The sequence below is a fragment of the Novosphingobium sp. KA1 genome (assembly GCF_017309955.1).
In the GTDB taxonomy this organism is placed as follows: Bacteria; Pseudomonadota; Alphaproteobacteria; order Sphingomonadales; family Sphingomonadaceae; genus Novosphingobium.
This window is the reverse complement of sequence record NZ_CP021247.1, coordinates 1,034,977-1,059,157: the sequence shown is the minus strand read 5'-3', so window position 1 is coordinate 1,059,157 and position 24,181 is coordinate 1,034,977. Positions and strand designations below refer to the sequence as shown.

26 protein-coding genes are annotated in these 24,181 nt (G+C 70.3%); 2 read left to right on the top strand and 24 right to left on the bottom strand.

The window, feature by feature from the left end; all coding sequences use genetic code 11:
* Window positions 1-50 precede the first annotated feature (50 nt).
* The 17 genes from ubiM to CA833_RS05240 form a co-directional block, all read right to left on the bottom strand.
* The gene (ubiM, locus tag CA833_RS05320) at window positions 51-1,226 is read right to left on the bottom strand and encodes a 5-demethoxyubiquinol-8 5-hydroxylase UbiM (RefSeq protein ID WP_207079450.1); all 1,176 of its coding nucleotides are present in this window, start codon (window positions 1,224-1,226) and stop codon (window positions 51-53) included.
* Window positions 1,227-1,339: 113 nt separating this feature from the next.
* Complete coding sequence (locus CA833_RS05315; RefSeq protein ID WP_207079449.1) at window positions 1,340-2,476, bottom strand: flagellar biosynthesis protein FlhB; 1,137 nt, start codon at window positions 2,474-2,476, stop codon at window positions 1,340-1,342.
* 18 nt (window positions 2,477-2,494) lie between these two features.
* On the bottom strand, window positions 2,495-3,277 hold the full coding sequence (locus CA833_RS05310) for a flagellar biosynthetic protein FliR (protein WP_142637131.1): 783 nt from the start codon (window positions 3,275-3,277) through the stop codon (window positions 2,495-2,497).
* Window positions 3,274-3,564, bottom strand: coding sequence for a flagellar biosynthetic protein FliQ (locus CA833_RS05305; protein WP_142637133.1), 291 nt, complete (start codon window positions 3,562-3,564; stop codon window positions 3,274-3,276). Before CA833_RS05305 ends, CA833_RS05310 begins: the two co-directional genes overlap by 4 nt.
* Window positions 3,565-3,578: 14 nt before the next feature.
* Window positions 3,579-4,403 carry a flagellar type III secretion system pore protein FliP gene (gene fliP, locus CA833_RS05300; protein ID WP_142637134.1) on the bottom strand — a complete coding sequence of 275 codons (825 nt, stop codon included), beginning with the start codon at window positions 4,401-4,403 and terminating at the stop codon, window positions 3,579-3,581.
* Entirely contained in the window at window positions 4,400-4,705 is a 306-nt protein-coding gene (locus CA833_RS05295) for a flagellar biosynthetic protein FliO (protein WP_207079448.1), read from the bottom strand. The genes fliP and CA833_RS05295 overlap by 4 nt, the downstream gene beginning before the upstream one ends.
* A gap of 6 nt (window positions 4,706-4,711) precedes the next feature.
* A complete protein-coding gene (gene fliN / locus CA833_RS05290) occupies window positions 4,712-5,074 on the bottom strand; it encodes a flagellar motor switch protein FliN (protein ID WP_207079447.1) in 363 nt (120 codons plus the stop codon).
* Between the two features lie 18 nt (window positions 5,075-5,092).
* Window positions 5,093-6,025, bottom strand: a complete 933-nt coding sequence (locus CA833_RS05285) for a FliM/FliN family flagellar motor switch protein (protein ID WP_242526277.1) — start codon at window positions 6,023-6,025, stop codon at window positions 5,093-5,095.
* Complete coding sequence (gene fliL / locus CA833_RS05280; RefSeq protein WP_242526276.1) at window positions 6,022-6,618, bottom strand: flagellar basal body-associated protein FliL; 597 nt, start codon at window positions 6,616-6,618, stop codon at window positions 6,022-6,024. Before fliL ends, CA833_RS05285 begins: the two co-directional genes overlap by 4 nt.
* Before the next feature lie 27 nt (window positions 6,619-6,645).
* A complete protein-coding gene (locus CA833_RS05275) occupies window positions 6,646-8,343 on the bottom strand; it encodes a hypothetical protein (RefSeq protein ID WP_207079446.1) in 1,698 nt (565 codons plus the stop codon).
* Between the two features lie 45 nt (window positions 8,344-8,388).
* Window positions 8,389-8,814 carry a hypothetical protein gene (locus CA833_RS05270; protein ID WP_142637146.1) on the bottom strand — a complete coding sequence of 142 codons (426 nt, stop codon included), beginning with the start codon at window positions 8,812-8,814 and terminating at the stop codon, window positions 8,389-8,391.
* Window positions 8,811-10,148 (bottom strand): FliI/YscN family ATPase, encoded by a 1,338-nt coding sequence (locus tag CA833_RS05265; protein ID WP_207079445.1) that lies wholly within the window; start codon window positions 10,146-10,148, stop codon window positions 8,811-8,813. Before CA833_RS05265 ends, CA833_RS05270 begins: the two co-directional genes overlap by 4 nt.
* Window positions 10,142-10,807 (bottom strand): FliH/SctL family protein, encoded by a 666-nt coding sequence (locus CA833_RS05260; RefSeq protein WP_207079444.1) that lies wholly within the window; start codon window positions 10,805-10,807, stop codon window positions 10,142-10,144. Before CA833_RS05260 ends, CA833_RS05265 begins: the two co-directional genes overlap by 7 nt.
* Window positions 10,800-11,807, bottom strand: coding sequence for a flagellar motor switch protein FliG (fliG, locus tag CA833_RS05255; RefSeq protein ID WP_207079443.1), 1,008 nt, complete (start codon window positions 11,805-11,807; stop codon window positions 10,800-10,802). The genes CA833_RS05260 and fliG overlap by 8 nt, the downstream gene beginning before the upstream one ends.
* Window positions 11,807-13,657 carry a flagellar basal-body MS-ring/collar protein FliF gene (gene fliF, locus CA833_RS05250; RefSeq protein ID WP_207079442.1) on the bottom strand — a complete coding sequence of 617 codons (1,851 nt, stop codon included), beginning with the start codon at window positions 13,655-13,657 and terminating at the stop codon, window positions 11,807-11,809. Before fliF ends, fliG begins: the two co-directional genes overlap by 1 nt.
* Before the next feature lie 7 nt (window positions 13,658-13,664).
* Entirely contained in the window at window positions 13,665-14,075 is a 411-nt protein-coding gene (gene fliE / locus CA833_RS05245) for a flagellar hook-basal body complex protein FliE (RefSeq protein WP_207079441.1), read from the bottom strand.
* Entirely contained in the window at window positions 14,072-15,433 is a 1,362-nt protein-coding gene (locus CA833_RS05240; RefSeq protein ID WP_207079440.1) for a sigma-54-dependent Fis family transcriptional regulator, read from the bottom strand. The genes fliE and CA833_RS05240 overlap by 4 nt, the downstream gene beginning before the upstream one ends.
* Before the next feature lie 274 nt (window positions 15,434-15,707).
* Between CA833_RS05240 and CA833_RS05235 the strand changes: the two genes are divergently transcribed.
* Together CA833_RS05235 and CA833_RS05230 are read left to right on the top strand one after the other, a co-directional pair.
* Window positions 15,708-16,532, top strand: a complete 825-nt coding sequence (locus CA833_RS05235) for a flagellin (RefSeq protein ID WP_142637158.1) — start codon at window positions 15,708-15,710, stop codon at window positions 16,530-16,532.
* Window positions 16,533-16,745: 213 nt separating this feature from the next.
* Window positions 16,746-17,807, top strand: coding sequence for a trans-aconitate 2-methyltransferase (locus CA833_RS05230; protein ID WP_207079439.1), 1,062 nt, complete (start codon window positions 16,746-16,748; stop codon window positions 17,805-17,807).
* Window positions 17,808-17,887: 80 nt separating this feature from the next.
* On the opposite strand, the gene CA833_RS05225 is transcribed toward CA833_RS05230, so the two are convergent.
* The 7 genes from CA833_RS05225 to CA833_RS05195 form a co-directional block, all read right to left on the bottom strand.
* Window positions 17,888-18,721, bottom strand: a complete 834-nt coding sequence (locus tag CA833_RS05225) for a flagellar motor protein MotB (RefSeq protein WP_142637162.1) — start codon at window positions 18,719-18,721, stop codon at window positions 17,888-17,890.
* A 9-nt stretch (window positions 18,722-18,730) separates the two neighbouring features.
* Window positions 18,731-19,594 (bottom strand): flagellar motor stator protein MotA, encoded by an 864-nt coding sequence (gene motA / locus CA833_RS05220; RefSeq protein WP_142637164.1) that lies wholly within the window; start codon window positions 19,592-19,594, stop codon window positions 18,731-18,733.
* Window positions 19,595-19,651: 57 nt separating this feature from the next.
* Window positions 19,652-20,575 carry a flagellar biosynthesis protein FlgL gene (locus CA833_RS05215; RefSeq protein WP_207079438.1) on the bottom strand — a complete coding sequence of 308 codons (924 nt, stop codon included), beginning with the start codon at window positions 20,573-20,575 and terminating at the stop codon, window positions 19,652-19,654.
* A gap of 33 nt (window positions 20,576-20,608) precedes the next feature.
* Window positions 20,609-21,946: a flagellar hook-associated protein FlgK gene (gene flgK, locus CA833_RS05210; protein WP_207079437.1), complete on the bottom strand. Its 1,338-nt coding sequence runs from the start codon at window positions 21,944-21,946 to the stop codon at window positions 20,609-20,611.
* Window positions 21,947-21,949: 3 nt separating this feature from the next.
* A complete protein-coding gene (locus CA833_RS05205) occupies window positions 21,950-22,330 on the bottom strand; it encodes a rod-binding protein (RefSeq protein WP_207079436.1) in 381 nt (126 codons plus the stop codon).
* Complete coding sequence (locus CA833_RS05200; protein WP_142638093.1) at window positions 22,327-23,403, bottom strand: flagellar basal body P-ring protein FlgI; 1,077 nt, start codon at window positions 23,401-23,403, stop codon at window positions 22,327-22,329. Before CA833_RS05200 ends, CA833_RS05205 begins: the two co-directional genes overlap by 4 nt.
* A gap of 80 nt (window positions 23,404-23,483) precedes the next feature.
* Window positions 23,484-24,179, bottom strand: a complete 696-nt coding sequence (locus CA833_RS05195; protein ID WP_142637172.1) for a flagellar basal body L-ring protein FlgH — start codon at window positions 24,177-24,179, stop codon at window positions 23,484-23,486.
* Between the last annotated feature and the right edge of the window lie 2 nt (window positions 24,180-24,181).

Genomic DNA, 24,181 nt, shown 5'->3' with positions numbered 1-24,181 from the left:
GCTTGTTTAAGCCCCCGGACCGCCCATCCGGGCGATTTCCAGACGGCCCCTCAGGTCTGCATCAGCATGCGGCTGACATTGCGCGAGAGCAGCGGAATCCGTGCGGCGGCGCGCAGGCCGAGGTGGCGGGCGGCGCGGGCGGCGGGGCGCTCGGCGGTGTAGAGGCCGACGATCATGTTGGTGGCGGTATAGATCGGCCGGCTGGCAAGGCGATGCGCGGCCTCGTAGCGGCGCAGCAGCAGCGAGGAGGCGATGGCATCGCTGCGGCCGCCGCGATGGGCCTCGGCCACCAGCCGCCCCAGCGTGCAGGCGCTGGCAAGGCCGAGGTTGAAGCCATGCGCGGTCACCGGGTGCATGCCGACCGCGGCATCGCCGATGAGGGCGGCGCGGCGCGCGGCGAAGTGGCGGGCGTAGGTTGTCGCGAGCGGGTAGACATGGGCCTTGCCGATCAGGCTCATGCGCCCGAGCCGTCCTTCGTAGCGGCGGGTGATCTCGGCGGCGAGGCGGTCGGCATCGAGCGCGGCCAGCCGCTCGATCTCGGGCGCGGCAAGGGTCAGCACGGCGGAGGACTCCCGGCCGCCGAGCGGCAGCATGGCGATCGTCTGGCCATGGTCGAACCATTCGGTGGCGACACCCTCGTGATCGAGATCGTGGGCCATGCGGCAGACCATCATGGCGCGGCCGGTGCGGTTCACTTGCGCGCCGATGCCCAGTTCCTCGCGCACGAAGGAAAAGCGCGAATCCGCGCCGACCAGCAGGCGGCCGGTCAGCCGGGTGCCGTCGGCCAGTTCGACCTCGGCCCGCTCGCGGTCGGTGCCGAGCGCGGCCACCGCCTGCCCGGCCAGGATCTCGAGATTGCCCTGCGCCTCGGTGGCGGCGAACAGCGCGCGGCGGATGCGGTGGTTGGAGACGAGGCAACCCAGCCGGTCCTCGCCGCTGCCGTCGGCCCCGAACGAGAGGGCGAAGGGCGAACCGCCGTTGAGCACGCGCGCCTCGCGCAGCGGCGAGACCTGCCGCGGGTCGATCCAGCCCCAGGCGCCGAGCGTTTGCAGCGCACGGACGGAGCGATGGGTGAGCGCGATCTCGCGGCCGTCGACCGCCGGTTCGATCAGCGCTTCGAGCGGCTGGCGCTCGACGATGGCGATCCGCAGGGCGGTGTCGGCCAGCGCGGCCGCCAGCGCCAGACCGGCCGGTCCGCCGCCGACGATTATCAGGTCATGGGTCATCGCGCGGGGCTCCAACGATTTATCCGGGATTGGGAAGATAGAAGATAGGAGCGCAAGCGGTGCCGGGCACATGCGATCTGCGCCATGATTCACGTCAAAAATGGCAAGTCTGTCTACAGGCTCGAAGGATCGGGACGGCCATCGGCGTCGAAGCGCACGGTGACCGGCACCGAGATTTCCGGCGCCGCGCGCCGCTCGCCGCGCCTGAGCGAGAGCACGAAGGCCAGGATCGCGGCGACGGCGACATAGTGTTCCTCGCGGATCATGCGTTTCTCGCGGCTGGTGTAGAACACCGAGCGGGCCAGCGCGGGATAGGACAGCACCGGCACCGCGTGTTCGGCCGCCAGCTCGCGCATGGCCAGCGCCTTGTCGCCGCGCCCCTTGGCCAGCACGATCGGGGCGGGCGCCTTGGCCGGATCGTAGGCGAGGGCGACCGCGAAATGGGTGGGGTTGGTGATGACGAACTGCGCTTCCTGCATCGCCGGCACCAGCCCGCCCATGGCGATGCGGCGCTGGCGGTCCTTGATCGCGGCCTTCTTTTCCGGCGCGCCTTCGGCATCCTTGTTCTCGTCGCGCAGTTCCTGCAGCGTCATGCGCAGGCGCATGATCCGCCGCACGATCTGCACCGGCAGGTCGAACATCGCGATCACGAATAGCCCGCCGGCCAGCCAGAACAGCAGGTGGGTGATCGTGCCCCAGGCCCGCGCCGCCTCGCCGATCAGGTCGCCGCGGCCTAGCTGGACGAGGGTGGCCAGCTCGCCGCGCGCCCAGAACCAGGTGATCGCCGCCAGCTGCGACACTTTGGCCAGCCCCTTGGCCATCTCGATGGCGCCGGTCGGCCCGAACATGCGCTTGAGGCCGGAGAGCGGGTTGATGCGCGAGCCCTTGGGCAGCATGTTGCCGCCGACCCAGCGCCCCTCGCCGAACCCGAGCTGCGAGATCAGCGAGACCAGCATGACGCCGAGCCCCAGCACCAGCACCGGCGGCAGCAGCGCCAGCAGCACGTCGAGCAGGCGCTGGCCGGGGGTGAAGTCATCGAGGTCGGCGCGGCTCCAGGTGAAACCCGCCCGCAAGGCGCGCAGCAGCCGGTCGAGCACCCAGGGACCGGCGAGCAGCAGCCAGGCCCCGCCCACCGCCATGCCCGCCGCCGTCGCCATCTCGCGCGAGCGGATGACGTCGCCCTTCTCGGCGGCGTCCTTGCGCCGCTTGGCGGTGGGGGCAAAGCTCTTCTCGCCGTTGTCGTCGCTCATGGGGGGTTCATGAGGGGCTCACGGCTGCAGCACGAGGGCGGCCTGGTCGATGGCCATGGCGGAGAGCCGGGCGACCAGGTCGGTCAGCACCGGGGCGCTCACCAGCAGCGCGGCAAGGCCGCCCAGCACGCCGGCCGGCAGGCCGAGCGCGAAGAGGTTGAGCGCCGGGGCCGAGCGGCCGAGCACCCCGGTGACGACCTGCACCACCATCAGCACCAGGCAGGCGGGCAGGGCGATGGCGGCGCCGGTCACGAACGTGCGCGCGGCAAAGGAGGCGACGAGGGCAAAGCGTTCCGGCCCCAGCCAGGTCTGGCCGGGCGGGAAGGCGCGGTAGCTGTCGACCAGCAGCGCGAACCATTGCAGGTGGGCGCCCAGCGCCAGGAACACCATGGTCATGACCACCGCGAAATACTGGCCGAGCGCGGGGGACTGGGTGCCGGAATTGGGATCGACCGCGACCGCCATGTTCATGCCCATCGATCCGCCCACCACTTCGGCGGCGAGGATCGGCGCGGCAAAGGCCAGTTGCAGCACGAACCCCAGCGCCAGCCCGACCGAGACCTCGCCGCCGACCGCCAGCAGCCCGGGCAGCGACAGCAGCGCCGGGGGCGCGGCGACCGGGCTCCAGGCGCAGACCAGCACCGCCACCGCCCCGGCGACGATCACCCGCACTTGTGCGGGCACCCCGGCAATGCCGAACATCGGCGCGGCGACGAGGGCGGCGCCGATCCGCGTCATCACGAAGAGCAGGCGCCAGAATTCGGCCTCGAGCGGGCCGAAGCCGAAGTCGAGGCCGATCATGGGCGGGTCTGTTCGGCCTGCCCGGTGCGCGCGACCTGGGCAAAGACTTCCTGCGTGAAGTCGCCGATCAGGGTCATCATCGAACCGCCCAGCACCACCAGCACCAGCGCCGTCACCGCCAGCTTGGGCACGAAAGTCAGCGTCTGTTCGTTGACCGAGGTCGCCGCCTGCACCACCCCCACCACCAGCCCCACCGCCAGCGAGGCGAGCAGCACCGGCGCGGCGACCAGCGCGGTGACCCACAGCATCTTGTCGGCAAGGTCGAGCAGGGCGCCGATGTCTTCCATGGCTTCTCTCCCCGCTAGCCGAAGCTGGCCGCCAGCGAGCCCATCAGCAGGGCCCAGCCATCGACCATCACGAAGAGCAGCAGCTTGAACGGCAGCGAGACCACCATCGGGCTCATCATCATCATGCCCAGGCTCATCAGCACCGAGGAGACGACGAGGTCGATCACCAGGAACGGCAGGAACAGCATGAAGCCGATCTGGAAGGCGGTCTTGAGCTCGCTGGTGACAAAGGCGGGCAGCAGGATCGAGAACGGCACCTCGGCGGTGCTGGCAAAGCGCGGGCCGCCGCCGGGACCGGCGGGGTTCGCGCTGGTGCTGTGGGCCATGTCGGCAAACATGGTGAGGTCGCGCTCGCGGGTCTGGCGGATCATGAAGGCGTGGAATTCGCGCCCCGCCGCCGCGATCGCCTGCTGGGCATTGATCCGGTCGGCGGCATAAGGGACGATGGCGGAGGCGTTGACCCGTTCCAGCGTGGGCGACATGACAAACAGCGAAAGGAACAGCGACAACCCGATCAGCACCTGGTTGGGCGGCGATTGCTGGAGCCCGATCGCCTGCCGCAGGATCGCCAGCACCACGAGGATGCGGGTGAAGCTGGTCATCATCAGCACCAGCGTGGGCAGCAGGGTCAGCAGCCCCATGATCAGCAGGAGCTGGAGCGAGAGGCTCATGCCAGGGCCGCCGGGGCCGGAGCCGGTTCCGCCGATGGCGCCGAGGGCACGGTCGAGCGCGCCCGGAACGGCCGAGGGAACCGCGGACTGCACGGCGGACTGGGCCTGGACTGCCAGCGGCAGCAGCAGCGCCGCAAGCGCCGCGCCCAGGACGGCGATCCGCTTCATGGCGCGACCTCTGCGGCAGATCCGGCGGCGCCTTCCGGGGTGGATGCGGGGCGGGCGGGGGCCTCGGCCAGCGTGGTCAGCCCCTGGCGCGAGGCGGAAACGAGGATCTCGCGGCCATGGAACTCGATCACCGCCAGCCGCAGCGTCGGCGAGAGCATCAGCGTCTCCACCACCCGCAGCGAGCGCCCGGCGGCGGGACTACCGGCCCGTTCCTGCAGGCGCCGCGCCAGCCACAGGCAGCCCCAGGCCATGGCGCCGATCAGCGGCAGCAGCAGGATCAGCTTGAGCAGATACCAGACCATCGCCGCCTACTCCGCATCCGAGGCGGCGGGATCGGGCAGCACGGCATCGCCGGTTTCGCCGCCCGCATGGCCCCCCGCATGCCCCCCCGCATGGCTGCCGCCTTCCGCGCCGCCGTCGCTTTCGTGCCCGGTCATCTCGACGATCCGCAGGCCGAAACGGCCATTGTGGGCGATCACCTCGCCCTTGGCGATCGGCTTGCCGTTGACCATGACGTCGAGCAGTTCGTCGGTCATGCGGTCGAGCACGACAAGGCTCTCGGGCCCCAGCGTCAGCACTTCGCGCAGTGTCAGGTGGGTCCGCCCGAGTTCCACCGAAAGGCGGACATCGACGTCGCGCAGGAAGTCCAGACTGCGGGGATGGATGTTCATGGGGCTTGGCTTTCCGTTCTAGAACGCGATCTGAATCTGGACGGCGACACGGTCGTCGAGCTCGCCGACCGCTCCGGTGGCAAACGTGCGCCCGCCCAGTTGCAGCGGCACGCTGCGCGCCACCGCCACCGGCAGCACGTCGCCGGGGCTGAGCGCGGAGAGGCGCGCCATCGGCACGGTCATGTCGACCAGCAGGGCGGTGACTTCGACCGGGATCGAGGCAAATGGTTCGCGGCGGGCATCAGGGCGCATGGGGGGGCGCCTGCCCTGGGCGCGGCCCTTGCCGGCGGCCGGACGGCGCGGCGGCAGGGTCACCGCGGCCAGTGTCGCGACCGGAAAGGAAAGCCGCAGCGACCAGGGGGCAAAGCCGGTTTCCTCGACCTCGAGCGTCAGCATGAGCAGGTCCTCGCCGCGCGGGAAGGGATCGAGCTGGCGCAGGCTGGTGTCGCGGCGCAGGCTGCGGGCAAGATAGGGGGTGGGCCCCTCCAGCGCGGCGCCAAGCGCCTGGCACAGGCAGGTCTCGATCTGGTCGACCAGCAGCAGCGCGGAAAGCGGGAAGGCCTCGGGAATCGGGTCCGGCAGCACGCCGCGGCCGCCGAAGGTGCGGTCCACCAGGCGAAACACGGTCTCGGCCTCGAACGTCGCCAGCAGCGGCAGGCCGCCGGGATCGAGCACCATGAGCGTATGCGCGGCGAGCCCCTCGAGGTCGCCCTGCAGGCTGGCCAGGGTGCCGTCCATCGGCATGCCGGCCGAGACCACCGGCGGATCGCCGCCCGCAAGCCGGGCCAGCGCGGCGGCAAGCGTGCGGCTCAGGCGCTCGCCGATCAGCGAGAGCGCGGGCACCAGTTCGGCCAGGCTCGGCGCCTTGCCCAGCAGCTCGGTGCAATGCGCGGCCTTGCGGTACGTGCCGGAGAGGGTTGCGGGGGCGGAAGAGGCCATGGTGGCGGTCACTGGATGATGAAGTTGCGGAAATAGACGTTGTCGACCCCGCCGACGCCTTCCTTCTGGATCAGCACCCGGTTGATCGCATCGGTCATCCGCTTCTGCAGACGGCCCTTGCCCTCGATCGTGTAGATGTCGTCCTCGGGGGTATCGGCCATGATCGCCAGCAGCGCCGAGCGGATCGCCAGTTCGTGCTTCTTGATCCACTGCAGCACGCGCCCGTCGTAGCGGGTCGAGCAGGCCAGGCTCAGCTGCAGCAGGGCGTCGGATTCCTTGAGGTTCGAGGTGAAATCGTCGGTGAAGGTGTAGTAGGCGGTGCGATAGGGATCGCCGCCCTCGCCTTCGGGTTCCTCGCCGCCTCCCCCTTCGCCTTCGCCGCCTTCCTGCTTGGGCATGAAGGGGTCGGCCTCACCCTTGCGCACCAGTTTCGGGCGGTTGTCTTCCTTCACCTCGTGCTTGCCGCCGCCGATCACACCGGTGGCGACCAGGGCAAAGGCGCCGCCGCCGCCCACCGCCAGCATGCCCACGGCGACCAGGATCAGGCCGAGCTTGCCCTTGGATTTCTTGTCGCCCTCGCTCTCGGTTGCTGCCTTTTTGCTCACAATGCTTGCCCCTCGTCGCTGGTCGGATCAGGCGTAGATGCCGCTGCGGCCGGGTCCGGGGCCGGGTCCGGCGGCCGGGGGCCGGGTGCTTCCGCTGGCCTCGCCGGAGGCCTGGACGATGGTCGCCGCGCTGCCCTGGCGGGCGCGCTCCTCGTCCCTTGCTCCGGACTGCGCGGCGGTTCGATCTTGATTCTGGCGCGAATCTGCCCCGAACGAACCGGTCGCCCCCGGCCCGGAGTGGCTGGCAGACGCCTGTTGCCAGGCCTGCCGGGCCTCGCCGCTGCCGTTGCCGCTGCCGTCCGCAAGGGCGCCATTGCCGGCGCCCGCCGCCAGCGTGGCGGCGAGGCCGGTCTGGACCGCGCTGGCAAAAGCCGGATCGGCATTGGCCATGGTGACGCTGAGGGCGCCGCCCTCATGCCGGAACTGCAGCGATATGGGGCCGAATTCGCCATGGGTGATCGCCGTGCGCACGAGATGGGGGCTGGCCGCCTCGCGCGCCTCGCCCAGCTTGCTGACCAGGGTGGCGAAGTCCTGCGGGCCTTGCGTGGTTTCGCCGGTGCCGCTGGCAGGGGGCGTAAATGCGGAGGTGGGAGGGGCGGCCGCGCTGCTGCCGGAGGCGCCGATGGCGACGGTGTCCGGGGCGCTCTGCGCCAGTGTCACCGGCGCGGCCGGGAGCGCGGGTTGATCTGCCAGCGGATCGGCAGAGGAATTGCCAGAGGGATAGGAGGCGCTGCGGCGGGCCTCGGCCAGCCGGGCGCTCGAATCCGGGGGCGGCGCTAAGGCGGGAGTGCCGGTACCGCCCGCGGTGGGCGCGGCCGGGTCTGTCGCCAGGGAAAGCGTTGCCGGCGCGGGATGGGCGCCGATACTGGTGCCGGTACTGCTGCCGGTACTGCCGAAGTCTTGTCCCGCAAGCGGCGAGGGGCGCAGGGCCGGCACTATCCGGGCGTTCATGGCCAGACCCCCGGCGGCCACCGGGGCCTTGTCCGTCGGCAAGGCGGTCTCATCCGGGCTATCTGGCGCTGCGGTGGGGTTGCGGTTTGCCGGATTTGGGGGGGCCGGATTGGCGGGGGCCGGATTTGCAGGGGCCGGATCGTCCGCAGCCGCATCGACGGGAACCAGTTCGATCGCCGCGAGAGCCACAGCCTTCGGTGCGACCGGGGCGCGTTCACCCGTTGCCGGGGCAAGTGCCGGGTCGCTCGACAACGGCGTCCCGGCAGGCACGGCGGCAGGCAGCGCGGGCACTGCCAGTGCGGGAACAGGCCGGGGCTCGGCCGAGGGCGAGATCGCGCGTGCGTCGCTGCCTTGCGGGGCCGCGGACGCTGCGGTCGCGGCAAGGTTCGGCACCAGCGCCAGCGCGGCGATCGCGGCCGCCAGCGGGGATGGATCGGGGGCCATCGGATCGGCAGCCAGCGGTTCGGGGGCAAGCGGTTCAAGGCGGGGGATGTCTTGCACCGCGCCGCTTTCCCGCGTGCCGGGTTCCTCGCCTTGCGCCTTGGTGACGTCGTTTGCAGCCGCTTTTGCAGGCAGGACCGGCAAATCCTTGCCGGTCGGCTTGCCGCTCCCGATGCTGCTCCCGCTCCCGATGCCGCCCGCGATCGCCTGCAGGCCGGCTTCGGCGCCGCCGAGAATGGCGGCAAAACCGCCGCTTTCGGGGGCCGGTCCGGCACGCGTGCCGAGGCTGGCGGTGGCGGCGCCGGAAGCGGTAGGGGCGGAAAGCGGGGTCATGCCGGTGAAGTCCTCCAGTCGCGCGAGCGGATGCGTTGCCGGGGACTATTCAAGTCCCGTGCCAGATGGGCGACGCGCCGCCAGCGAGGGCACCTGACCGGCTTTGGCGATCATCCGTTCCTGCAAGGCGGCGCGTTCCTCGATGGCGGCGCGGCGGCGTTCGGCCTCGGCCAGTTGCAGCTGCTTGGCGTCCGCAATCGATTGCGCACGCTGCGCGTCGCCCTGGGTGCTGCGCGAGATCGCCGCCAGCCCGCTGGCGAAGCGCCCGACCTGGTGCAGCGCCGCGCCGTCGGCCATCTCGCGGCGCTGGCCGTAGTCCTCGGCCAGTCGCCGGGTGCGTTCGCAGAGCCCGCGCAGCTGTGTCAGCGTGCTTTCGGCCTGTGCGGCCTCCAGCGCGGCATTCTGCCTGGCGACGGCACGGATCTTCTCGAGCCGCCGCAGGCGCAGCAGGCGCTGGCGCTCGGCGTTCATGCCGCCAGCAGGTGGGCAAGCTGCGCGGTGCTGGTGGGCAGGTCGACGACGTCCCCGGCGGGCTGGCCGAGGAAACCGCTGAGCGCGCGGTGCATGGCGATCGCGCGGTCCAGCTGCGGGTCGGCCCCGGCGCGGTAGGCGCCCATCAGCACGAGGTCGCGATTGGCCTCGTAGCTGGCCGACAAGGCCCGGAACTGGCGGGCCAGCGCCTGATGATCGGGCGGGACGATGTCGTTCATCACCCGGCTCAGCGAGGCGGCGATGTCGACCGCCGGATATTGCCCGCGCTGGGCCAGATCGCGCGACAGCACGATGTGCCCGTCGAGGATCGAGCGGGCGGTGTCGACGACGGGGTCGTCCTGGTTGTCGCCATCGGCCAGCACCGTGTAGAGACCCGTCACCGAGCCGCCGCTCGCGGCCGAATTGCCGGCGCGCTCGACCAGCTTGGTGATCGTCGCGAGCGCGGAGGGCGGATAGCCGCGGGCCGCGCCGGGTTCGCCCAGCAGCAGGCCGATCTCGCGCGCGGCGTGGGCGACGCGGGTCAGGCTGTCCATGATCAGCAGGACCCGAAGGCCCCTGGCGCGGAAATGCTCGGCCATCGCGGTCGCCAGCAGGGCGCCGCGCAGCCTGAGGTTCGGCGCATGGTCGGCGGGAACCGCCACGACCACGGTACGCTCCTTCTTCTCGGCATGCATGTGCCGCTCGACGAAGTCCGACACTTCGCGGGCGCGTTCGCCGATCAGGCCGACGATCACCACGTCGGCGCCGCCGGTGCGCGCCGCGCCGCGCGCGATCATGTCGATCAGCACCGACTTGCCGACACCCGATCCGGCCATGATGCCGATCCTCTGGCCGACGCCGAACGTGGTCAGCGCATTGAGCGCGCGCACCCCGGTATCGAAGGGCAGGCGGACCGGGCTGCGGTCCAGCGCGGACGTGCGCACGCCGCCGGCGGGCCATTCCTTCCGGGTGTGGATCGGATAGCCGCCGTCGATCGGCAGCCCCTCGCCATCGACCGCGCGGCCGAGGAACGCCTCGCCCACCGGCAGCAGCCCGGGGCGTCCTTCGGCCCAGACGCGGGCGCCGGGCCGCAGCAGGATGGTGTCGCCCAGCAGCATCATCATCGTCCGCCCGTTGCGAAAGCCGATCACTTCGGCGGCCAGCGAGGCGCGGGGGCCATGCGAGACCCGGCACATCGCCCCGACCGGCACCGAGAGCCCGCTCACTTCGAGCAATCCGCCGTCGCAGGCGGCAACCAGCCCGAACCGGCGCGGCGCCAGGTCGATGGGCTCGGCGGCACAGTCGGACAGGATGGAATCGAACAGGCTCAGCACTGGTCGAGCGCTTCGGCGATGGCACGGCGCCAGGTCGCCGGGCCATCCTCGACCCCGCCGCTGGCGGTCTCGATGCGCACGGTGCCGCGTTCGAGCGCGGGGTCGGGCACGACCGCCCAATCGGCCTGGAGCCGGGGGGCGATGGCGGCCAGATCGTCGGGGTGGAGGTGGATCACCCGCTCGTCGTCGGCGCGCGCCAGCATGGCCACGGCCACCCTGACCCGGCGGGCCAGCGCCTCGGCGTCGAGCGCGAGCGGGGCAATCGCGGCCTCGCACAGCGCGATCACGGTGTCGCGCAGGCGCAGGCGCAAGTCCTCCTCCAGCTGGCTGTCGATCCGGGCGAAGGCAAGGGACAGATCTTCGCGCGCGCGGGCGTCGATCTCGGCGCGGTGCCCGGCCTCGAGGCTGGCCTGGCGGTGGCCCTCGGCAAACCCTTGGGCAAAGGCCTCGCCCACGGGGTCGGGCCGGTCGGCTTCCGGCTCGGCGGCAGGTTGCGGCGCGGCGGGTTCCTCGGCGCCCGCGCCAGCGGGGCCGAAGCGGGCATCGGGACGGAAGGCGGCTGGCCGGGCCAGCGCCGCGAGGAGCTGCGCGACCGAGCCTGCGGGGCGCGCCCGGTCCGCGCCGGGAAACCCTTTCAGCGAGAAGCCGAGGTCAGACATAGTCGTCGTCTCCCGAACCGAACACGATCGCGCCGTCGGCGGCGAGCTTGCGGGCGATGGTCACGACTTCCTTCTGCGCGATCACCACGTCGGCCAGCCTGGTGCGGCCGCGCGCGGCGATCTCGTCGCGCACGCCGTCCGCCGCGCGCGAGGACATGGCGCGGAAGAAGACGTCGCGCTCCTCCTCGCTGATGCCCTTGAGCGAATCGATCAGCACTTCGCTGGGCACGTCGCGCAGCAGGGTGCCCATCGACTTGGGATCGAGCACGAAGAGGTGTTCGAACTTGAACATCTCGTCCTCGATCTGGCGGGCCAGCACCTTGTCGCGGCGGACCAGCTCGCCCATGACCCGTTTCTCGACGACTTTGCCGACGCCGTTGACGATGCCCGCCGCCTCGCGCACGCCGCCGACCTCGAAGGGGCGCTGGCCGTGGCACTCGGTGATCCGCCGCGCCAGCAGTTCCTCCAGCATGACCAGCGCCTGCGGCGAGATCGGCCCGAGCGTGGCGACGCGGTGGACGATCTCGGACTGCGCCGGTTCGGGCTGGGCATGGAGCACGGCGGCGGCGATGTCCGGGTCGAGCTGGACCAGCAGCACCGCCAGCGCCTGGGGATGCTCGTCGCGCACCAGCGGGATCAGCGATTCCGCCGTCAGCCAGCGCGCCAGTTCGAGGCTGGAGTGGCGCGGCGCCTCGGGGACGATGCGGCTCATCAGGTTCTCGGCCTTCACCTCGCCGACCGCGCGGGTGATCATCGTGCGGACCTGGCCGACCCGGTCATGGGCGACAAGCCCGAGCGCCTCGGTCTTCTCGATGAAACCGGCAATGGCCTCGGCGATCAGTTCGGGGCCGATCTCGCCCAGCGCGCACATCTTCTCGCCCAGGCGGCGCAGTTCGTCGGGTTCGAGCTCGGCGAGGATGTGCGAGGTCTGCTCGTCGTTGAGCAGCATCATCATCACCGCGGCATTGTCGGCGGGCAGCAGGGAGGCGGGCTCGTCCATCAGGCGGCCTTGGTTTCGTCGCTGCCGGGATCGTTGATCATCTGGCGCAGCGCGGCGACGGCGCTGTCCGGCTTTTCGGCGACGAGGCGCTGCGCGAGGTCGACCTGGCGGGCGAGCAGGTCGGAACGCGACACGTCGCTGTCCATGTCGATCACCCCGGCTGCGGGAATCGCCTGCCGGCCGAGCGGGCGTGCCCCTTCGGTGGGGGGGAGGATGTCGACCCCGTCGCCGTCATCCTCGTCCTCGTCGTCGGCGGCGGCTTTGCCCCTGGCGGCTTTGCCTTTGCGCTTGCCCTTGGTGCCGCCCGCGCGCTCGCCGCGCAGTGCCCGCACCATCGGCCGGACCCCGATCAGCAGCACCAGCAGCACCGCCAGCACGGCGGCGCCGTTGCGCACCAGCATCGCGAACCACGGGGTCTCGTAGAAGGCCAGCTTGGCGGCGGGGGCGGCGGCGTCGAAGGCGCGGATGACCACCTTGACCTGATCGCCGCGCTGCGGATCGGCGCCGACGGCGGCGCTGACCAGCGCCTGGATGTCCTGGATGTCCTGCGGCTTGGCGCTCTTGAGCGCGGCGGCGCTGATCGCGACCGCGACCGAGATCCGCTTCACCCCGCCGGGGCGCGAGCTCGACACCGAGACCTCGCGCCCCAGTTCGTACATGCGGCTGGAGGAACTTTCGCCGTTGGTCGGCGGCGGGGTCGCACCGGGGGGAGCTCCGGGGGGAGCTCCGGGGGCGGCACCGGGTGCGGGCGCATTGCCCTGCGGGGCGCCGGGGCGGGCCTGGGTGGGCGGCGGCGGGGTGTTGGACAGCACGCCGGGAACGCCGGCGGCCGGGCCGGTGCCGGACTGCTGCGACTGCTGCTGGGTCTCGGAGCGCACGACGCCGTCCTTGTCGTAGCTTTCGCGGGCCTGGGTCACGTCGGCCATGTCGAGCTCGACCTGGGCCTGGGTGGTGAAATTGGGTTCTCCCAGCATCGGGATCAGCAACTGGCTGACCTGGTCGCGCAGCTTGGCTTCCATGCGCGACTGCAGGTCGAGCCGGTCGGAATCGACGCCGCCCCCCGTTCCGCCCCCCGATCCGCCCCCCGTTCCGCCGCGCGACAGCAACCGGCCGTGCTGGTCGGCCACCCGCACCGCGTCGGGCGAAAGGCCGGGGATCGATCCGGCGACCAGGTTGACGATGGCCGAGACCTGGCTGTCCGCCAATTGCCGTCCCGGCTTCAGCCGCACCATGACCGAGGCCGAGGGCGCCACGTTGTCGCGCACGAAGACCGATTTCTCGGCTTCGGCGATATGCACGCGCACGCCCTCGACGCCGTCGATCTCGGCGATGGTCAGTTGCAGGTCGTGTTCGCGTGCGGCGCGCAGGCGTTCGCCCTCCAGTGTGCGGCTGGCCCCCATCGGCAGCTTGTCGAGCAGCTGGTCGCCGCTTTCCGGCGTGGCCAGTGCCCCGTCCGAGGCGACCAGCATGCGGGCGCGGTAATAATCGCCCTCGGCCACGGTCAGCGCGCCGGTCTCGTTTTCGATGCGGTAGCCGATGCCCGCCTGGTCGAGCGCGGCGGCGACGCCGGCCCGGTCGGCATCGCCAAGCTGGGAATAGAGGATCCGCTGCGGCGAGGGGGCCATCGCGTCCCAGGTCAGCAGGGCGCCGCCGACCGCCGCCAGCGCGACGAAGGCGGGCATGATCCGCCGCACGGCGGGCTGGGCGGTGAACGAGCCGATGCGGGTCAGCACCGGCCCGCCCTGGGGATCGGCGAAGGGGGCAAACAGCGATTGCGGAGCCGGCAGCTGCCCGGAAGTCGCAGGCCCGCCCGCGGCGCCGGGGATGTCGGGAACGGCGGGATCGGCCATGGTTCAGTCAGACCCCCAGCCGCATGATGTCCTGGTAGGCGGACAGCAGCTTGTTGCGGACTTGCAGCGTGGCCTCGAAGGCGACCCCCGCCTCCTGCCGCGCCAGCATGACCTTGGCGACGTCGGTCACTTCGCCTTTCTGGTAGGCGTCGGTCAGGGCCTCGGCCCTGGACTGCACGCCGTTCACGCCGTCGAGCGCGTTGTGCAGGCTCTGGGCAAAGCCGTTGGCGGGGCTGTCGAGCGGGATGGAACCGCTGGCGGTGCCGCTGGCGGTTGCGGTCTGGGCGCTCTCCTGCGCGGCGTGGATCTGTTGCAGCAGGTCGCTGCGCTGGATGATCTGCTGGCGCATCGCCATGATCTGCTGGATGCCGCCGGCATTGCCGGCAGCACTTCCGACGAGGCCGGAGATCGCGCTCATCTGCCGCCTCCGGCGGCGCGGCTGGCGATCACGCCGGACAGCGGCGTCACCACGTTGCGGCCGATCTCGATGCCGGCCTCGCGCAGCGAGGCCAGCCGGTAGCGCAAGGTGCGTTCGGAAATGCCCAGCGCGCGGGCGGCGCGCACGCGGCTGCCGCCGCAGGCTTCCAGCGTCTCGACGATGGCGCGGGCCTCGGAGATCTGGACGATGCTGGAGAGGCGGCGCGGGCCCGCGTCGTCGTCGGCGATGAGCGGCACGCCGGGGATGAAGGCGCCGGGGATGGATGCGCCGGGCAGGGCGGGGCCGAGCAGGCGGGCCGGACAGTCGAACACGATGTGTTCGGGGGTGATCATCGGCCGTCCGTGGGCGAGCAGCAGCGCGCGGCGCATGACGTTTTCCAGTTCGCGCACGTTGCCGGGCCAGGCATGGAGCTTGAGCATCGCGATCGCGCAATCGGACAGGCACGGCACCCGCGCCGGATCGGGGGCATGGCGCAGGGCCATCGCGAAGGCGAGCGGGGCGATGTCGTCGGGCCGCTCGCGCAGCGAATCGAGCATCAGCGGGAAGACGTTGAGCCGGTAGTAGAGGTCGGCGCGGAAGCGCCCTTCGGCCACTTCGGTGGGCAGGTCGCGGTTGGCGCAGGCGATCACCCGGATGTCGACCTTGATCGGCCGGGTCGACCCGATCGGCACGACTTCCTGTTCCTGCAGCGCGCGCAGCAGCTTGGCCTGGAGCGGCAGCGGCATCTCGGCGATCTCGTCGAGCAGCAGGGTGCCGCCGTCGGCCGCGCGCATGAAGCCCTCGCTCGACTGGGTGGCGCCGGTGAAGGCGCCCTTCTGGTGGCCGAACAGCATGGCCTCCAGCATGGTTTCGGGCATCGCCGCGCAGTTGACCGCGATGAACGGCCCGCCCGCACGGCTGCTGCGGGCATGGATGAAGCGGCTGAGCACTTCCTTGCCGGTGCCGGTGGGGCCGTTGATGAGCACCGGGATGTCGCTCGCCGCCAGGCGGCTGGCGAGGGCAAAGATCGAGAGGCTGGCCGGATCGGCGGCGATCGGCGCCTCGGGGCCGGACATCGCCGCCAGCAGCATCGCCAGCGAGGCCTCGCTCACCGGGTCGGCATAAGTCACGGCGATGGCGCCGGATGCCGCGCGCGACAAGGCGGGGGCCTGTCCCCGTGCCAGGCGGACCTGACGGGCACCGGAGGCCATCGCCGCCTCGCGGTGGCCGGTGCCTGTCGCGGCGTCGCTCAGGACAACGCCGTCCGGGTCCAGCAGCGAGGCCGTGATGATCGCCGCACGGCGTGCCAGAGGGCCGTGGCGACGCTCGAATTCGGTGTCGAAAGCCTGTTCGGCCATGTCTCCGGTTTCCCCATGGAATTAATGTTCTTCCAAGGGATGGTATGGGTCCCAAACGGCGAACCCTTCGAAAATTTAAGTCCCCGTAGCCCCCCGTAGTTTTGCCCCGCGAAGCGGCGGGATCGCCGGTCTTTTTGCCGGCCTGCGGCAAGCATCCGGCAAGCAGGCGGCTTAATTTTGCCGGTCGCTTGCCGGTCTAGGGTCCGACAGCCGTGCCGGATGGGCCGGCATCAGGGCTGTTTCAAACTTCGGGACACGCAACGGGAGCATTTACATGTCTGTTATCAATACGAATATCAGCGCCATCAAGGCGTCGAACGCATCCAACACGGCCAACAAGATGCTGGGCACCGCGATGGAGCGCCTGTCGACCGGCAAGCGAATCAACTCGGCCAAGGACGATGCCGCCGGTCTTGCGATTGCCACCTCGATGACCGCGCAGGTGCGCGGCATGAGCCAGGGCATCCGCAACGCCAATGACGGCATCTCGCTGGCGCAGACGGCGGAAGGCGGGCTTTCCGAAGTCTCGAACATGCTCCAGCGCGTGCGGGAACTGGCGGTCCAGTCGTCCTCGGGCACCTACCAGTCGTCCGACCGCACCGCGATGCAGTCCGAAGTCACCGCGCTCACCAGCCAGATCAGCGACGTCCTTTCGCAGACCAAGTTCAACGGCAACGCGCTGTTCTCCACCAGTTCGGGCAGCGACGTGACGTTCGATATCCAGACCGGTGCCAATTCGGGCGAGACGATCACCCTGACCTCCTCGGCGATCGACGGCACCAACATCGACGCTTCGGCGCTCGACGTGACCACGGCCACGGCGGCCTCGACCACGATCGACAACGTCGATGCGGCGCTGGCCGACGTCAACGCCACCCGCGCCTCGCTCGGCGCCGGTCAGAACCGCCTCGAATCGGCGATCAACAACCTCACCAACAACGTGACGAACCTTTCGGACGCACGGTCGCGAATCGAGGATGCCGACTATTCGAGCGAAACCACCCAGATGGCCAAGGCGCAGATTCTCAGTCAGGCCTCGACCGCGATGATCGCGCAGGCCAACCAGAGCCAGCAGAACGTGCTCTCGCTGCTGCGTTAAGGCGTTGTCCGATCAGGTGTAATCACCTGGTCGGAAACGGCTCCAAGCCTGCGTGAACCGGGCCGGTCCCCACGGACCGGCCTGCCCAGGGCCCGGCGGGTGTTCCCCTGCCGCCGGGCCCTTTCGGGCGATTCGCGGCGGCGGCGATCCCGTGGTACTCTCGCGCTCGTGGGGTGGGCCTCGGTGAAAACCGCAAGCGAGAGGGAAACCACCATGTCTGACCGGATCGACGAAGCGAAGCTGCACGCCTTCATCGGCAAGATGCTGGGCGACCTTGGCGGTGCGATGAGCGTGCCGACCGTGCGAATCGGCATCAGGCTCGGCCTGTTCGAGGCCCTGGCCGGATCGCCCGCCACGGCGCCGGAACTGGCCGAACGCGCGGGCGGGCTGCATCCGCGTTACGTGCGCGAATGGGCGCTGGCCCAGGCGGCGGGCGGCTATGTCGACTACGATCCCGCGAGCGAGCGCTTCAGTCTCTCGCGCGAACAGGCGATGGTTTTTGTCGTGAAGGACAGCCCGGTCTACCTTGCCGGAGCCTATGAACTGGTGGCGGCGATGATCGAGGCCGAGCCGCGCGTCGAACAGTGCTTCCGCGACGGCCGCGGGGTGCGCTGGGGCGACCATGCCGGGTGCCTGTTCTGCGCGACCGGGGCCTTCTTCCGTCCTGGCTACGTCAACAACATCGTCCAGAACTGGATCCCGGCGCTCGACGGGGTGGAAGCGCGGCTGCAGGCCGGGGCCAACGTGGCGGACGTCGGCTGCGGGGTCGGTTTCTCCACCCTGCTGATGGCCGAGGCCTGGCCGCAGAGCCGGTTCGTCGGCTTCGACTTTCACGAACCCTCGATCGCCGAGGCGCGGCGCCATGCCCGCGCGCACGGAATGGAGGACCGCGTCCGCTTCGAAGTCGCGAGTGCCAAGGAGATCGCCGAGAGCGGGTTCGATCTCGTGACCATGTACGATTGCCTGCATGACATGGGCGATCCGCGCGGCTGCGCGCAGCATGTGCGCGGCATGCTGGCGCCGGGCGGGCACTGGATGGTGGTGGAGCCGATCGCCGGGGACAGCCCGGAGCAGAACCTCAACCCGGTCGGGCGGCTCTATTACAATGCCTCGACGATGATCTGCGTGCCGACCTCGCTCGATCAGGAAGTGGGCGAGGGGCTCGGCGCGCAGGCGGGCGAGGCGCGCATCGCCGCGATCATGCGCGAGGCGGGCTTTGGCAGCGTGCGCCGGGCGACGGAAGGACCGTTCAACATGGTGCTGGAAGCGGCCTAGGTCGCTGGCCCGTCTTTCTGGTCCATCTGGCGCCTCCATCTGGTGGCCAGCCCGGTGCCTTGGGGCCGCCGCCTAGCCGCCTAGTTGGCAAGCGTGATCGAGATGCGGCGGTTGCGCGGGTCGTGGGGGTCCTGCGGGATCAGCAGTTCCTGGTCGGCGACGCCTTCGATGCGCTTGAAACGGTCCGCCGGCACGCCGTCCCGGATGAGCTGCTGGCGGGTGGCTTCGGCGCGCCCGGCCGAGAGGGACCAGTTGTTGCCGGGAACCCCGTCGCGATAGGGGACCGCGTCGGTGTGGCCGCGGATCGTCAGGGCGCCGCCGTCCGGCCCCACCGCCTCGCTGATCGCGGTCAGCAACTGGAGCGCCTGCGGGGTCAGGATCGTCGTGCCGAGCTGGAACATCGAGAAGTCGGCATCGTCGACCATGTCGATCCGCACGCCCTCGGTGGTGTCGACCATGCGCAGGTTCTTGGCGAGACGGCGCAGGGCCTCGGTCGACTGGAGCTTGCGCGACAGCGCCTCCTTGGCGCGCGAGACCCGCTTGATCTTGGTGCCGCCCTCGCGGTTGCCGCCGGTGGTGTCGCGCGGGACAGTGATGGTCTTGGTGCCGGTGCCCCCGGCATGGGGCAGGTTGTCCTTCTCGGTCAGCGACGAGCCGCCGAGCAGGCCGTTGCCCGAACCCGCGCTGCCCTGCTTGGTCTTCACCAGCGTCGGCGAGAAATAGTCGGCAATGCCCTTGCGCTGCTTTTCGGTGGTGGCGCCGACGATCCACAGCAGCAGGAAAAACGCCATCATCGCGGTCACGAAGTCGGCATAGGCGACTTTCCAGGCGCCGCCGTGATGGCCGCCGGCCACCACCGTCACTTTCTTGACGATGATCGGCTTGGGGGCTTCCTTGGGTTTCTTGCTGGCCATCCGGTGTTCTCAGCGCCCGCGCATGGCGTCGAGCAGTTCGGACAGGCCCGGGCGGAACGCATGGCCCAGCCCCGAGCGCGCCGATTCCACCACCAGCGGCTGCGGCCAGCCGTGGAGGCTGGCGATGATGACCTGCTTCACCGCCTGGAAGATCTGCTCGTCCTGCTCGTTGATCTGCTTGAGGCGGCCCGCCATCGGCGCGACGATGCCATAGGCGAGCAGCACGCCCATGAAGGTGCCGACCAGCGCCGAGCCGATCATCCCGCCCAGCACCGAGGGCGGCTTGTCGATCGAGCCCATCGTCTTCACCACGCCCAGCACGGCGGCGACGATACCCAGAGCGGGCAGCGAATCGGCGAGGTTCTGCAAGGCGTGCTGCGGCTCGTGATGCTCGTGGAAATGGGTCTTCATCGCATTGTCCATGACATCCTCGACCGCGTGGACTTCCAGCGTGCCCGAGGAGACGACGATCAGGGTCAGTGTGTCGCAGATCAGGTGGACCAGCGCCTCGTTCGCCAGCAGCCGGGGAAACTCGGCGAAGAGCGTGGAGCTTTGCGGCTCGTTGACATGGCTTTCGAGCGCGACCGGGCCTTCCGAGCGGAGCAGCTTCATCAGCCTGACGGTGAGGATGATGGCGTCGACATGGTCCTGCTTGTTGTGGCGCGGGCCCTTGAACACTTTGCCCAGGCCCCCGCCCAGCGCCTTGATTTCGTGCATCGAGTTGCCGGTGACGATCGCGCCGATGGCGGCGCCGCCGATGATCAGCATCTCGTGCGGGATCGCGTGCATGACCGGGCCGAGCGCGCCGCCGGTCATGGCAAAGCCGCCGAATACCATCACCAGCAGGATGACGACGCCGATGATTGCGAACATGGTTAACGTGTCCCCCCGAAAGGAAACCCGGCCATCCCCGCTGGCCGGGTCGTGAAATCAGCCGAGCTGGCTGAAGAGGTTGAGCGAGGCGAGCTTGCCGAACGTGGCTTGCGAGGCCTCCAGCACGGTCATGGTCTCCTGCAACTGGGCGATGGTGGTGGCGAGATCCGCCGCGCCGATGTCGGATTCCTCGGTCGAGCGCAGCGCCGAGAGGTCGGTGCGGCGATCGCCGGTCACCTCGATCCAGGCGAGCCGGGTGCCGATCACGGTCTGCCCGGTGGTCAGCGAATCGAGCCCGGTCTTGAGGTCGGTGAGCGCGGCGGCGGCAGCGCCGGTCGGATCGCTCGCGGCGCCCTGCAGTGCCTCGGCAACGTTCCTGACCACCGCGAGCAGGTCGGTCGCGCTGCCGCCCGAGCCGGTGAAGGAGAGGAATTCCGGCCCGGTCATCGAGCGGGTGACGCTCTGCCCTTCGCCCAGCGGCAGGGTGCCCGAACTGGCGGTGCCGACATAGACCGCGTTGCCCGCGGCATCGAGCGAATAGGCATCGCCCGAACTGGCCCCGCCGAACAGCGCATGGCCGTTGGAATCGCGGGCATTGGCGAGTGCCAGCAGGTTGGTGAAGATCTGGTCGAGTTCGGCGCCGATCGAGCTGCGCTGGTCGTCGGACAAGGTGGAGTTCGACGCCTGCGTTGCCAGTTCCTGCGCGCGGATCAGCGCATCCGCCATGTCCGACATCGCCGAATCGGCCAGCGAAAGGTCGGCATTGGCGCGCTCGGCAGTGCTCTGGTCGATGTCCGATAGCGCCTCCAGCCGCGACAGCGTGCGCAGCCGCGAGGCGGCGACCGGGTTGTCCGAGGAGCGATCGATCTTCTGCCCGCTCGACAGCTGCGACTGGTAGCTCTCGGCCTGGGTGCGCAAGTCCTTGATGTCGCGGCGCGACCTTTCGAAAAAGGCGGCGGTGCTGGTCGAGACGATCGTCATGACGTGAACAACATGGCGCGGGCTCCGGTCGGACTAGCGGATCGAGAGGATGGAATCGAAGATGTCGGAGGCCACCTGCATGACCCGGCCATTGGCCTGGTAGGCCTGCTGGAAGCGGGTGAGGTTGACCGCTTCCTGGTCGAGATCGACGCCGGACTGCGCCTCCAGCGCGACCTTGGCGCTGCCGGCGATCGACTGGAGCGCATCGCGAGTGACGCTGCGCCCGGCCACCGCGCTGGAAATGCCAAACAGCAGCGAGTTCATGCCGCCCGCCGGGTCGGCGCTGTCGAGGGCGCTGCGCATGGCCTCGAGGTTGGATGCATCGCGGCTGTTGGCGCCGGCGCCGGCCGGGGCGGTGGCGATCTGGCTGCCGCTGGCGAGGGCGATGGCCATGCTGGCGGCATCGCTGCCGGAAAACATCGGCTGGCCGGAATTGCCGTTGAGGTCCACGCCCGAGGCTTGCGCGCCGTTGACGGCGGTGATGATGCCGGCGGCGATGGTGTCGAGCTGGCCGCGCACGTTGGCGAGTTCGGCCAGCGCCTGGTTCTTGCCGGCGATCGAGCCCGAGGCGATAGCCGCCGCTGTCCCGCCGAGCGTGAAGGTCAGGGTGCCGTCGCTGGCCGTCGCCATGGCCAGGCTCGTGGCGGTGCCGCCGCTGACGAGGTCGGGACCGCTGCTGCCGCCCAGGCGCAGTTCGACGGTGCCGTCGCCGGCAAAGGTCGTCGAGGTATCGACGTAAGTGCTGATCTTCTCGAGCAGCGAATCGCGCTGGTCGAGCAGGCTCGACTGGTCGCTCGACGAATCCGACGCGCGCGAGAGGCGCAAGTTCACGCGGGCGAGTTCGGCGGCCAGCGTGTTGACCTGGTCGACCCCGTCCTGCGCCTCGAACCGCAGCCCTTCGCCGGCGGCATCGAGGCTGGAGGCGGCCGTGTTGATGGTCTGGGCCAAGGTGCGCCCCTGTTCCAGCGCGGAGGCGCGCAGCGAACCGTCGACCGGATCGGACAGCAATTGCTTCAGCGCCGCCTCGAAATCGACGATCGAGGTATAGACCCCGGTCTGCTCGACCGCGGCCTCGACGTTCTCCAGCCCCTGCACTTCGGCATCGGCGCGGGCGGCGTCGGCACCGGTGCGGCGCACTTCCGACTGGCGGAACATGTCGGCGTTGCGCACGATGCCGGCAACCCGCACCCCCGCCAGGTTGATCGCGGTGGGCGCGGCGCTGACCGAATTGACCGCCAGTTCGGCGAGCGAGACGCTGCGCCGGACATAGCCGTCGGACGAGGCGTTCGAGATGTTCTGCGCGGTGATGTCGAGCGCCGCCCGGGCGGCGCGGGCGCCCGAATTGGCGATGGCGATGAGGTCGGCGGCCATGGCTTATGCGGCTCCCTCTCCGGCTGGCGCGGGTGTGGACGCGGGTGTGGGCGCGGCTGTGGGTGTGGGGGTGGGCGCAGGTGCGGTGCCGTTCTGCGTGGCGGGCAGGAACCGCGCCATCTGCGCCTCGAGAATGGCGGCAAGGCCCAGCGTGCCGCTCTGCGCGGTGACGTCGGCGAAATGCTCGTCCTGCATCTGGCGGAAGGTGTCGAGCGCCTGGCTGCCGAACAGCGCATCGCCGCCGAAATCGGCCTTGCGCGCGGCGGCCAGCATCTGGCGCACGAACATCGCCTCGAACTGCTTTGCCGTGGCGGACAGCCTGTCGCGGTCGCTGGCGGCAGGAGGCGGCGTGAGACCGGAAAGCGGGGGCGCGATCATGCTCATATCACCACCATCTCCGCCTTGAGCGCGCCCGCCTGCTTGAGCGCTTCGAGGATCGCCACGAGGTCGGACGGGGTGACGCCGAGCAGGTTCAGCGCGTCGACCACCTTGGCCAGCGAGGCGCCGCCCTTGAACAGCATGACCGCGCGCTTTTCCTCGTCGACCGAGAGCGTGGAGTTCTGCTCCACCGCCGTCCTGCCCTGGCTGAAGGGCGCGGGCTGGACGACGGTGGGGCGTTCCTCGACCCTGACGGTGAGCTTGCCGTGGCTGATCGCGGCAGGCGAGAGCCGCACGGCGGAATTGATGACGACCGTGCCGGTGCGGCTGTTGACGACAACCCGCGCCGGGGTCTCGGCGGGGTCGACGTCGATCATCTCGATCGCGGCCATGACGCTGGCGCGGGTGTCGGGTTCGGGGGGCAGGCGCAGCGCCAGCGTCACCCCGTCCTCGACCGAGGCCGTGCCCGGCAGGCGGCGGTTGATCGCATCGCGCACCCGCGCGGCGGTGAGGAAGTCTGCATCGAACAGGTTCCAGCGCAGCACCGCATTGCTGTCGAACCCGGTGGCGACCGCCCGCTCCACGCTGGCACCCTCGGCGATGCGGCCCACGGTCGGGATGTTGACGGTGACGTTGGAGCCGTCCTTGCCCGAGATGCCGAGCCCGCCCACCGCCAGGTTGCCTTGCGCCATCGCGTAGATCTGGCCGTCGGCCCCGTAGAGCGGGGTCATGATCAGCGCGCCGCCGCGCAGTGACTTGGCCTTGCCGATGGTCGAGACGGTCACGTCGATGCGCTGGCCCGGCTTGGCGAAGGCGGGCAGGTCGGCGGTGACCATGACGGCGGCGGCGTTCTTGAGGCCGGGCGAGACGCCGGCGGGCAGGGTCAGGCCCATGCGGCCCGACACCCCCTTCATCGCCTGCGTCAGGTATTCGAGGTTGTCGTCTCCCGAGCCGGGCAGGCCGACCACGATGCCGTAGCCGGTCAGCTGGTTCTGGCGCACGCCCTGGAACTGGCCGAGGTCGCGCACCCGCTCGGCATGGGCGTGGACGGGGGCGAGGAAGGCGATCAGTGCGATCATGCCGAGCAGCAGCAGCACCGGCACCGACACGGTGACCAGCCGGCTGGGCGGGATCGGGGGGAGATCGGGATCGTGGAGCATCAGAACGGCGAGATCATGTTGAAGAACTGGCCGAGCCAGCCCTGCCGCCCGGCGCGCATGATCGCGCCCTTGCCGGTATATTCGATCTGCGCGTCGGCCACCCGGGTCGAGGCGACCTGGTTGTCCGCGTCGATGTCGGCGAGGCGCACGATGCCCGAGAAGCGGACCCATTCGTCGCCCTGGCTGACCAGCATCTTCTTCTCTCCTTTGACGAGGGCGGTGCCGTTGGCACGCACTTCGGCGATGGTGACGGACAGCGTGGCGACCAGCGTACTGGTCTGCGCGGCATTGCCCTGACCATTGAACGACGAGGTGGAGCCGGCGTTAAGCGCGTTGGGATTGAGGAAGGACAGCGGCCCCGCGGTCGGCGGGGTGATCGCGGCGCTGCCGCCTTTCTGGCTCTTGGAGCTGACGGTCTTGGCGGCGGTGGTCGTCTCCACCAGCAGGATCGTCACCGGATCGCCGATGCGCGCGGCGCGGGTGCCGCTGTAGAGCGGGGCATAGCCGGCGGAGACGTTGAAGATGCCGCCGCTCGCCTCGCCCGGCATTGCGGAGGGCAGAGTGGCGGGCGGCAGGGCGGCGGGCGGAAGGGTCGCTTCGAACCCGCTCGGCCTGGGCTTCTTGCGGGCAAGGGCAGGCGGAGCGGCCAGCAGGGCCAGCGCCGATGCGGCCAGCAGGAGGGCGCGCGCGGCCATCG

Coding starts and splice junctions, on each gene's coding strand:
- ubiM (WP_207079450.1), bottom strand. CDS start 1,226: ATGACCCATGACCTGATAATCGTCGGCGGCGGACCGGCCGGTCTGGCG.
- CA833_RS05315 (WP_207079449.1), bottom strand. CDS start 2,476: ATGAGCGACGACAACGGCGAGAAGAGCTTTGCCCCCACCGCCAAGCGG.
- CA833_RS05310 (WP_142637131.1), bottom strand. CDS start 3,277: ATGATCGGCCTCGACTTCGGCTTCGGCCCGCTCGAGGCCGAATTCTGG.
- CA833_RS05305 (WP_142637133.1), bottom strand. CDS start 3,564: ATGGAAGACATCGGCGCCCTGCTCGACCTTGCCGACAAGATGCTGTGG.
- fliP (WP_142637134.1), bottom strand. CDS start 4,403: ATGAAGCGGATCGCCGTCCTGGGCGCGGCGCTTGCGGCGCTGCTGCTG.
- CA833_RS05295 (WP_207079448.1), bottom strand. CDS start 4,705: ATGGTCTGGTATCTGCTCAAGCTGATCCTGCTGCTGCCGCTGATCGGC.
- fliN (WP_207079447.1), bottom strand. CDS start 5,074: ATGAACATCCATCCCCGCAGTCTGGACTTCCTGCGCGACGTCGATGTC.
- CA833_RS05275 (WP_207079446.1), bottom strand. CDS start 8,343: ATGACCCCGCTTTCCGCCCCTACCGCTTCCGGCGCCGCCACCGCCAGC.
- CA833_RS05270 (WP_142637146.1), bottom strand. CDS start 8,814: ATGAACGCCGAGCGCCAGCGCCTGCTGCGCCTGCGGCGGCTCGAGAAG.
- CA833_RS05260 (WP_207079444.1), bottom strand. CDS start 10,807: ATGTCTGACCTCGGCTTCTCGCTGAAAGGGTTTCCCGGCGCGGACCGG.
- fliG (WP_207079443.1), bottom strand. CDS start 11,807: ATGGACGAGCCCGCCTCCCTGCTGCCCGCCGACAATGCCGCGGTGATG.
- fliF (WP_207079442.1), bottom strand. CDS start 13,657: ATGGCCGATCCCGCCGTTCCCGACATCCCCGGCGCCGCGGGCGGGCCT.
- fliE (WP_207079441.1), bottom strand. CDS start 14,075: ATGAGCGCGATCTCCGGCCTCGTCGGAAGTGCTGCCGGCAATGCCGGC.
- CA833_RS05240 (WP_207079440.1), bottom strand. CDS start 15,433: ATGGCCGAACAGGCTTTCGACACCGAATTCGAGCGTCGCCACGGCCCT.
- CA833_RS05235 (WP_142637158.1), top strand. CDS start 15,708: ATGTCTGTTATCAATACGAATATCAGCGCCATCAAGGCGTCGAACGCA.
- CA833_RS05230 (WP_207079439.1), top strand. CDS start 16,746: ATGTCTGACCGGATCGACGAAGCGAAGCTGCACGCCTTCATCGGCAAG.
- CA833_RS05225 (WP_142637162.1), bottom strand. CDS start 18,721: ATGGCCAGCAAGAAACCCAAGGAAGCCCCCAAGCCGATCATCGTCAAG.
- motA (WP_142637164.1), bottom strand. CDS start 19,594: ATGTTCGCAATCATCGGCGTCGTCATCCTGCTGGTGATGGTATTCGGC.
- CA833_RS05215 (WP_207079438.1), bottom strand. CDS start 20,575: ATGACGATCGTCTCGACCAGCACCGCCGCCTTTTTCGAAAGGTCGCGC.
- flgK (WP_207079437.1), bottom strand. CDS start 21,946: ATGGCCGCCGACCTCATCGCCATCGCCAATTCGGGCGCCCGCGCCGCC.
- CA833_RS05205 (WP_207079436.1), bottom strand. CDS start 22,330: ATGAGCATGATCGCGCCCCCGCTTTCCGGTCTCACGCCGCCTCCTGCC.
- CA833_RS05200 (WP_142638093.1), bottom strand. CDS start 23,403: ATGATCGCACTGATCGCCTTCCTCGCCCCCGTCCACGCCCATGCCGAG.
- CA833_RS05195 (WP_142637172.1), bottom strand. CDS start 24,179: ATGGCCGCGCGCGCCCTCCTGCTGGCCGCATCGGCGCTGGCCCTGCTG.